The following is an 8,428-nucleotide window of genomic DNA, read 5'->3' on the forward strand; positions in this document are numbered from 1 at the left end:
TTAAGGTGATTTTTATCTAAAGGGGGACCCGTTCTTGAAAAAAACGTACTCTGAAATAAAAATGCTGTCTAAAAAGGATTATCGCGCTGAAGCCGTACTCGATTATTTTAACAAAAGGCTCAGAATCGATGATTATCGCGGAAAGACAGATTCCTTGCTGAAAGATGCTTCCAAATTAGCATCAGATAATCGCTTCACAAAAGTGATTGTTAAAGGGAAAGCATGTGACATCACTAATCTATTAAAGGAGCAATTTCAGCTTGAAGCCATCATTAAGAATTATTTTCACGGTGAAGATGCCTATTTTTTCACGAAATATTTAAGTGAAGAAAGAAGAAAGACAGACAGCTGGACAAAGCAGGACAGCATCATCACGTCAATCAATGAAAAAAAGAAAACCGTTCACTTGCAGTCAGGCGAATTTGGATTTCGTGCAGCTGATGAACATGATGCAGAAAAGCTTGCAGAATTATACAAAGCCGTATTTGATGTGTATCCAACACCGCTTCATTCAAGTGATTATATACAAAAAACGATGAGGGATGGCACCATTTATTTTCTTGCTGAAAAAGAAAACACGATCGTAAGCGCTGCTTCTGCTGAAATTAATGCGGCATACAACAATGCTGAAATTACAGACTGTGCAACGCTGCCTGAGGTCAGAAAGCATAAATTAATGAGAAGCCTGATCCTATTACTTGAGCAAAAGCTTTGTGATCAAGGTGTTTTTTGTGTTTATTCCATTGCAAGAGCAGAATCATTCGGCATGAATGCCGTTTTGCATCAGCTGGATTACGAATATACCGGCAGGCTCACAAATAATTGTGTCATCAGCACAGATCTTGAAAACATGAATGTATGGTGCAAAGATCTGTCTGCCGGAAATTGAGCAATCGATGCCGAAAATCCGGCAGTTTACGTTAAAGGAGGGGAACTTTTGACAAATCAAAATCGGGAGCAAATCATTCATCATATTTTAGAAACAATTGATGAAGGGATTCATGCGGTTGACGAGAATGGAATCACTGTTTTTTACAACGAGATTGCTGCCTATCATGATGGCCTGAAAGTCGATGAGGTTGTAGGCAAGCATTTATTTGATGTTTTTCCGTCCCTTTCGGAGGAAACGAGCACGCTCTTGAAAGCCATTAAAACAAAAAAGCCGATTTATCACCATTCCCAAACGTACATAAATATAAAGGGCGAAAAAATTGAAACTGTGAACACGAGCCTGCCGATTTTATCAGAGGACAAAGTGATCGGCGCGGTTGAAATTGCAAAAGATTACTCGGCGATCAAGCGGCTGACAGAGCGTCTGGCCGATCTTCAAAAGCAAGTGCATTCGCCTCCAAAAGCGGAGAGATCCAGTGGCACAAAGTATGTTCTTGATGACATTATTACAGCAAGCAAGAACCTTCTCATCATTAAAACACTTGTTAAACAAGCCGCAAAAACCTCTTCAAATGTTCTCGTATACGGGGAAACAGGAACAGGCAAGGAATTAATTGTCCAGGCTATCCATAATGAATCACAGCGGAGGGATGCTCCTTTTATCGCCCAAAACTGTGCAGCTCTGCCTGAAGCCTTGCTTGAAAGTTTATTATTTGGCACAGCAAAAGGGAGTTATACAGGTGCGGTTGACAGAGCTGGTTTATTTGAGCTATCACATGGAGGCACGCTTTTTCTGGATGAGCTGCAATCGATGCCTCTGAATCTGCAGGCAAAGCTGCTTAGAGTCATTGATGATGGCACGATCAGGAGAATCGGAAGCAGTCATTCAATCAATGTCGATGTCAGAGTGATTGCCGCCATGAACACCAGTCCTGAACAATGCCTGGCGCAGCAAAAAATGCGGGAAGATCTATATTATCGTTTAAACGTCTTCGGAATCAATCTTCCGCCGCTCAGACAACGGCCGCTGGACCTTCCCTTACTGATTTTTTCTTTCATAAAAATGTACAATCACGAATTTCAGAAGCGTGTTGGAGGTATAACAGATGAAGTGCATGCTCTGTTAAAGCGCCACCCCTGGCCGGGAAATGTCAGGGAGTTAAAGCATTGCATTGAGTATGCCATGAATATGTGTGATGGCAATCGTATTCACATGGGCCATTTACCGCCGTACTTGCTGAATGTGAAAGAGACGGCAAAAGAACCGCATTCTCTTCATGAAAAAATGTCCCTGATAGAAAAAGAAATCATCCAAGAAGCGCTTGCAGAATGTGATGGCAATATTTTGAAAACAGCAAAGCTGCTCCAAATTCCGAGACAAACCCTTCAGTATAAAGTGAAAAAGTATTTTCCTGACCAATTTTCGGCACCAAAACAGAACGTATAATTAACGGATGTGAATTTAACGGCTACCAGTCACATTGGCATGGTTTTTGCATGTAATAATGGTAAAGACCGAAATGGGGGAACTGCCATGAAATACGATCTATACAAGCCGAAGCGCGACTGGAAAGACATCGAACTCTGGAAAGATGTCACAGATGAACAGTGGAATGACTGGCTCTGGCAGCTGACAAATACAATCCGCACACTGGATGACCTTAAAAAAGTCATTAACTTGACTCCTGATGAAGAAGAAGGGGTTAAAATATCAACGAAAACCATCCCTTTAAATATAACTCCATATTATGCATGGCTAATGAATGAAGATGATCCGAGATGTCCGATCCGCATGCAGTCAGTTCCGATCTCACAGGAGCTTTATAAAACAAAATATGACCTTGAAGATCCGCTTCACGAAGATGAAGATTCGCCTGTTCCTGGATTGACTCACCGCTATCCGGACCGCGTGCTGTTTCTAGTAACCAATCAATGCTCGATGTACTGCAGATATTGCACTAGAAGGCGTTTTTCAGGTCAAATTGGCATGGGTGTGCCTAAAAAACAGCTTGATGATGCGATCAATTATATCGCTCAAACACCTGAAGTGCGGGATGTGCTGATTTCAGGCGGTGACGGATTGCTCATTAATGACACGATCCTTGAATATATTCTTAAAAATCTCCGCGCAATTGATCATGTCGAAATCATCAGGATCGGCACACGTGCGCCTGTCGTTTTCCCGCAGCGCATTACAGAAAATCTCTGCAATATCCTGAAGAAATATCATCCAGTCTGGCTGAATACTCACTTCAATACATCGATTGAAATTACCGAAGAATCTAAGAAAGCATGTGAAATGCTTGTGAACTCAGGCGTGCCGGTCGGAAATCAGGCCGTTATCCTTGCAGGCATCAATGACAGCGTGCAAATCATGAAAAAACTGATGCATGACCTCGTTAAAATCAGAGTGCGGCCATATTACATTTATCAATGTGACTTATCAGAAGGAATCGGGCATTTCCGCGCACCTGTTTCAAAGGGTCTAGAGATTATTGAGGGCCTCCGCGGACACACAAGCGGTTATTCGGTCCCAACATTTGTCGTTGACGCTCCCGGAGGCGGCGGAAAAATTGCCCTGCAGCCAAACTATTTAATTTCTCAAAGTCCTGACAAAGTTGTGCTCCGTAACTTTGAAGGCGTCATCACGACCTATCCGGAGCCGGAAAATTATATACCGGGTCTTGCAGATGATTACTTTAATGAAGTATATCCTGATTCAGCATCTAAAAAATCACTATCCGGAATTGCAGGTTTATATGAGGATGCCCAGTTCAACCTGACCCCTGAAGGTATTGGCAGAATCAATAGAAGAAAAACGTTTGAAACAAACCCGGCACACTCCACATTAAAAGATAAGCGGGGAAAACGCGACGAATTAAAAGATAAAAAATACCGCGCCCAGCTATTAAAATCTGAAGAAAAGAAGGCAGCAGAAAATGAGTGAGCGCTGCGAATGGTGTGAATCGCAACATGCAAAGCACTCAACCAACCTTGTCCATTGGGAGCTGCCTGACGGATCTCGCGCCATCGAGATTTCAGACACACCTTGCATCTCTTGTCCGGACTGCGGCATCAGCTATCAAAGTGAACAGACCATCAATGAAATCGAAAATCAGCTCCTTCTAATTGCCGTAAAAGAGCTGCCAAACCGCATAGCTTACGAAGAACTGATGAAGTGGAAGCGTCACCTGAAGCGCAACTACTTTGATTTCACCTGACCTCTAAGGTTTTCTTCTTGTCCAATAAACGTTATAATAGGGTCACTTTCCATACGTAATTGTGACAGGGGGATTTACCTTGAAATCTTTTTACCATTATTTAATGAAATACCGACATCCAAAACCAGCCGATGATATAAGCCAATTTGCAAACGACGCATATGATGACCACAGCTTTCCAAAGGCTTCAGATGACTACCATGAAATCAGCTCCTACCTCGAATTGAACGGATCATACCTCCGCAGCCTCGTCGTTTTCGATGAAGTCTGGGACCTGTATGAAAACGAAATTCTTAAAAAAGCAGCGTTTTAAAATCAACTTACTTTGTAGGTTGTTTTTTTTTTGCTCTTTCGTAATATTTTTTGCTTTTAGACTATTTGTTAAAACCATAAGTGGAGCGGAAAGGAACGGACAAGATTTATATTGGAAAACAACAATTTATGCGAAAACAGTTTTTTTGTGAGAAAACGTACAAAGTGTAACGTTGTAACTAATTGAAAAGGACCTGGAAGAAGAGAATTAGTTCCTATTTTTTTATTTCTTGACAACACCTTCGAATCATCTTATATTTAATAAAGTTAATAGTTAAGTAGGTTAAATATTAATTACATTAAGTGCACAGGAGGGGAAAATGGAAACAAGACAGGAACTTACGTATGAATTTCTCTCTAATTATCGGAAGTTAAATAAAATGACCCGAACCCATTTGAATGAACTACTGGATACTTTTCTTCCGTTCAATGAATTTATGGTCCTTCGCCTCATTGATGAGCAAAAACATATAAATATCAGCCAGATTGCTGAGAAATTAAGTGTGTCTGCGAGCCATATCACTTCTGTCAGTGAGAAACTGATCAAAAAGGGCTATTTAATCCGCATACGCGCACTTGATGACAGAAGAGTGGTCTATCTGGAGCTGACTGAAACGGGAGAAAAAGTAAAAACTGAAGTGGAAACGACCATTACAGAATACTTTCATCAGAAGCTGGAAAACGTAACCGATGAAGAAATCATTCTGTTTAATCGCTTATTAACGAAATTACTAGAAGAATAATAGAGGTGGAACTATGGAACATTTAAGTCATAAAGAAAAGATCACGATTATGATCGCCATTATTGCCGCGATGTTTTTTGCGGCTGTCAATCAAACAATTGTAGGGAATGCTTTGCCGAAGATTATTTCGGATCTTGGCGGACTTGATTATTACAGCTGGGTATTTACGATTTACATGCTGACAAGTGCGATCACAACGATCCTTGTTGGTAAGCTGTCCGATATTTATGGAAGAAAGCCGTTCATTATTATCGGTATCCTTATCTTTTCAGTCGGTGCATTTTTAGCGGGAACATCAATGGACATCGTTCAGCTGATCGTTTATCGGGGGATTCAAGGATTTGGTGCAGGGATGATTATGTCTACAGCTTTTACAGCCGTAGGAGATCTCTTCGCACCGCGTGAACGCGGAAAATGGCAGGGTGCCATGAGTGCCGTGTTTGGGATTTCAAGTGTGTTTGGTCCGACACTTGGAGGTTACATCGTTGATAACCTTGAGTGGAAATGGGTCTTCTGGGTGTTCTTGCCTCTTGGTATAGTAGCTCTCGTTTTGATTTGGAAGCTTTTCCCTTCAACTGTGAAAAAAGCAGGAGAGAAGGTCGATTATCTTGGATCGGTCTTTTTATCTGCGGCGATCACAACGGCATTGCTGGCTTTTTCATGGGCAGGAACGAAATACGACTGGGATTCTGCTCAGATTTTATCTCTGTTCGGAGCTACAGCGCTGTCTCTGATCATTTTTGTCTTTGTTGAAAGAAAAGCGGTTAGTCCGATCTTGCCACTCGATTTATTTAAAAACAGCATCTTTACGATTTCAAATATTATTGGTTTTGTCATCGGTGTTTCCATGTTTGGAGGCGTCATGTACGTTCCTTACTTCATTCAGGGTGTGCTCGGCTATTCTGCTACGCATTCGAGCTTCCTGACGATGTCGATGACGCTCGGATTGGTTTTTGCAAGTGCGCTTGGCGGCCAGATTATTTCGAAAACGGGAAAATATAAGCTGCAGGCCATCATCGGTCTATGTATTTCAGCTGCAGGTCTATACTTGCTGTCTACAATGAGTGTAGAAACATCACAATATCTATTAGTGTTTTATTTAACATTAGTCGGATTTGGAATCGGAATCGGCATGACGGTCTTTACCTTAACCGTTCAAAATGCGGTCGATCAAAAGCTTCTGGGTGTAGCAACTGCTTCATCTCAGCTTTTCAGATCTGTAGGCGGAACGGTTGGGGTTGCCATCATGGGTACATTGCTTAACTCACGGATGAAGGATAAAATGGCGTCCATGAGTCAAACTGGTGACACGAATCAAATGGCTGCTTCACCTGAACTTGCCGGCAAATTGGAATCTCTGCAAAATCCGCAGCTATTGCTGGATCACGAAAAACTTGATGGACTCAAAAATACGCTGCCCAAAGAAGCGATTCCCTTCTTTGAAAACGTCATTCTCAAGCTTCAGGATTCACTGAGCTATGCATTATCTGGTGTTTTCATCTTTGTCACCATCACGATGGCCTTAGCGATTCTCTTAACATTCTTTATTAAAGAAATTCCGCTAAGAAGTGCAAAGGATCAGCCAGCTGTAAACAAAGAAAAGCAGATTAACACAGGTAAATTGCAAAGCAGCGAAAATTAACGGGAACCAAGGCGCATTTTGTGCCTTGGTTTTTTCATATTAAAAAAAGAAATTTTTTCCATAATAAGTTATAATTGAGAGGAGGGAATTCGGCAATAAAGAAAGGGATGAGCTTCATGTCAAATGCGGTCCAGCTGTATGATTTTCACAAGTGGTCGAATACTAGAGTGTTTAACCGTCTTAAAGAATTGCCAAAGGAATTGTATACAAATGAAATAGTGAGTGTTTTTCCGACGCTGTCCCATGTTATGGTTCACATTTATCTTACGGATGCCCTTTGGCTGAAAGTCATCAAGCAGGATTCTTTTGAAAGCATAATGGCTTACCTTGGAAAAGCCCGGAAAGAGACAGAAAATAGAAGTTTGGAAGAATTAGAAGGAATGTTTGTAAAACTGGGGAACGAATACGAACTATTTTTAAATGAACAGGCAGATTCAGAAAGAACATTTACAATTGAACACCCGCAGTATGGTAAATTAGAAACCAATGTTTTTGAATTGATCCAGCATGTAGCAAACCACGGAACCTATCACCGCGGAAACATCACAGCCATGCTTAGGCAGGAGGGAGTGCCGGGTGTGCCTTTAGATTATGTATTTTACCTTTATGAAAAGAAAGAGGGGCTTGCGCATTGAATAAATACGGTCATTGGCTGCTCGTTATTTTAGTAGGAATCTCTTTTATCGTGAACTTCTTCCCGAAAGAAGACTCCCTCTTCAATCGTGAGAAGGGCGTAGCCCAACGATAAGAGGGAGATGAATTTCGGTTGGAGGTAGCCAAAACTTTCTCTCTTATGCTATTATAAGAACATACGTTCCTGTTAAAGGAGGTACTATCGTTGATCGTAAACAAAGCATACAACTTCCGTATCTATCCCACGAAAGAACAAGAAACGATCATTGCTAAAACAATCGGCTGCAGTCGTTTCGTATTCAACCGGTTCTTAGAGATATGGAATGTGTCATATACAGGAACGGGGAAAGGATTAACCTACCAGTCTTGCTCAGCTGAATTAACTCAGCTGAAAAAAGAATTACTGTGGCTAAAAGAAGTTGATAGCATTGCCCTTCAATCCTCACTAAAAAATCTTTCTGATTCGTATACACGTTTCTTTAAAAAGCAGAACAAAGCACCACGTTTTAAGTCTAAGAAGAATAGCGTGCAGTCCTATACGACAAAACATACGAATGGAAACATTGCGATCATCGAAAATAAAATCAAATTGCCTAAACTTGGTCTTGTCCGATTTGCAAAAAGCCGTGAAGTAACAGGACGTATTCTTAATGCGACAGTAAGACGTCATCCAAGCGGTAACTATTCTGTTTCGGTTTTGACAGAAACCGAGGTTCTGCCAAAACCGAAAACGGGTTCATCTGTTGGTGTTGACGTTGGGCTGAAACACTTTGCGATCCTATCTGACGGAACCGTATTCGAAAATCAAAAACACTTCCGCAAACTGGAAAAGAAACTAGTAAAAGCACAACGAATTCTTTCCAGACGAAAAGAAGCAGCATTAAAGAGAACATGCAAACTTGATGATGCAAAAAACTACCAAAAACAAAAGGTGGAAGTGGCAAGAATCCACGGAAAAATCAGGAACGCACGCTCAGACTACTTGC

The 8,428-nt window shown here is 41.3% G+C and carries 9 protein-coding genes; all 9 read left to right on the forward strand.

Annotated elements, in window-relative coordinates:
* Positions 1-34 precede the first annotated feature (34 nt).
* On the forward strand, positions 35-889 hold the full coding sequence (gene ablB / locus GJU41_RS22375; RefSeq protein ID WP_318185828.1) for a putative beta-lysine N-acetyltransferase: 855 nt from the start codon (positions 35-37) through the stop codon (positions 887-889).
* Positions 890-937: 48 nt separating this feature from the next.
* Entirely contained in the window at positions 938-2,338 is a 1,401-nt protein-coding gene (locus GJU41_RS22380) for a sigma-54 interaction domain-containing protein (protein WP_070875584.1), read from the forward strand.
* An 87-nt stretch (positions 2,339-2,425) separates the two neighbouring features.
* On the forward strand, positions 2,426-3,838 hold the full coding sequence (gene kamA, locus GJU41_RS22385; RefSeq protein WP_154319645.1) for a lysine 2,3-aminomutase: 1,413 nt from the start codon (positions 2,426-2,428) through the stop codon (positions 3,836-3,838).
* The gene (locus GJU41_RS22390; protein ID WP_154319646.1) at positions 3,831-4,112 is read left to right on the forward strand and encodes a YokU family protein; all 282 of its coding nucleotides are present in this window, start codon (positions 3,831-3,833) and stop codon (positions 4,110-4,112) included. Before kamA ends, GJU41_RS22390 begins: the two co-directional genes overlap by 8 nt.
* A 79-nt stretch (positions 4,113-4,191) precedes the next feature.
* Positions 4,192-4,425: a YozE family protein gene (locus GJU41_RS22395; protein WP_154319647.1), complete on the forward strand. Its 234-nt coding sequence runs from the start codon at positions 4,192-4,194 to the stop codon at positions 4,423-4,425.
* Between the two features lie 319 nt (positions 4,426-4,744).
* Entirely contained in the window at positions 4,745-5,167 is a 423-nt protein-coding gene (locus GJU41_RS22400) for a MarR family winged helix-turn-helix transcriptional regulator (RefSeq protein WP_070875588.1), read from the forward strand.
* A gap of 13 nt (positions 5,168-5,180) precedes the next feature.
* Entirely contained in the window at positions 5,181-6,809 is a 1,629-nt protein-coding gene (locus tag GJU41_RS22405) for an MDR family MFS transporter (protein WP_154319648.1), read from the forward strand.
* Between the two features lie 116 nt (positions 6,810-6,925).
* Positions 6,926-7,444 carry a DinB family protein gene (locus tag GJU41_RS22410; protein ID WP_070875590.1) on the forward strand — a complete coding sequence of 173 codons (519 nt, stop codon included), beginning with the start codon at positions 6,926-6,928 and terminating at the stop codon, positions 7,442-7,444.
* A gap of 203 nt (positions 7,445-7,647) precedes the next feature.
* On the forward strand, positions 7,648-8,428 hold a 781-nt coding region (locus tag GJU41_RS22415; protein ID WP_154319649.1), incomplete at its 3' end, for an RNA-guided endonuclease TnpB family protein.

The organism is Metabacillus idriensis (assembly GCF_009674765.1).
Taxonomy (GTDB): Bacteria; Bacillota; Bacilli; order Bacillales; family Bacillaceae; genus Bacillus_P; species Bacillus_P idriensis.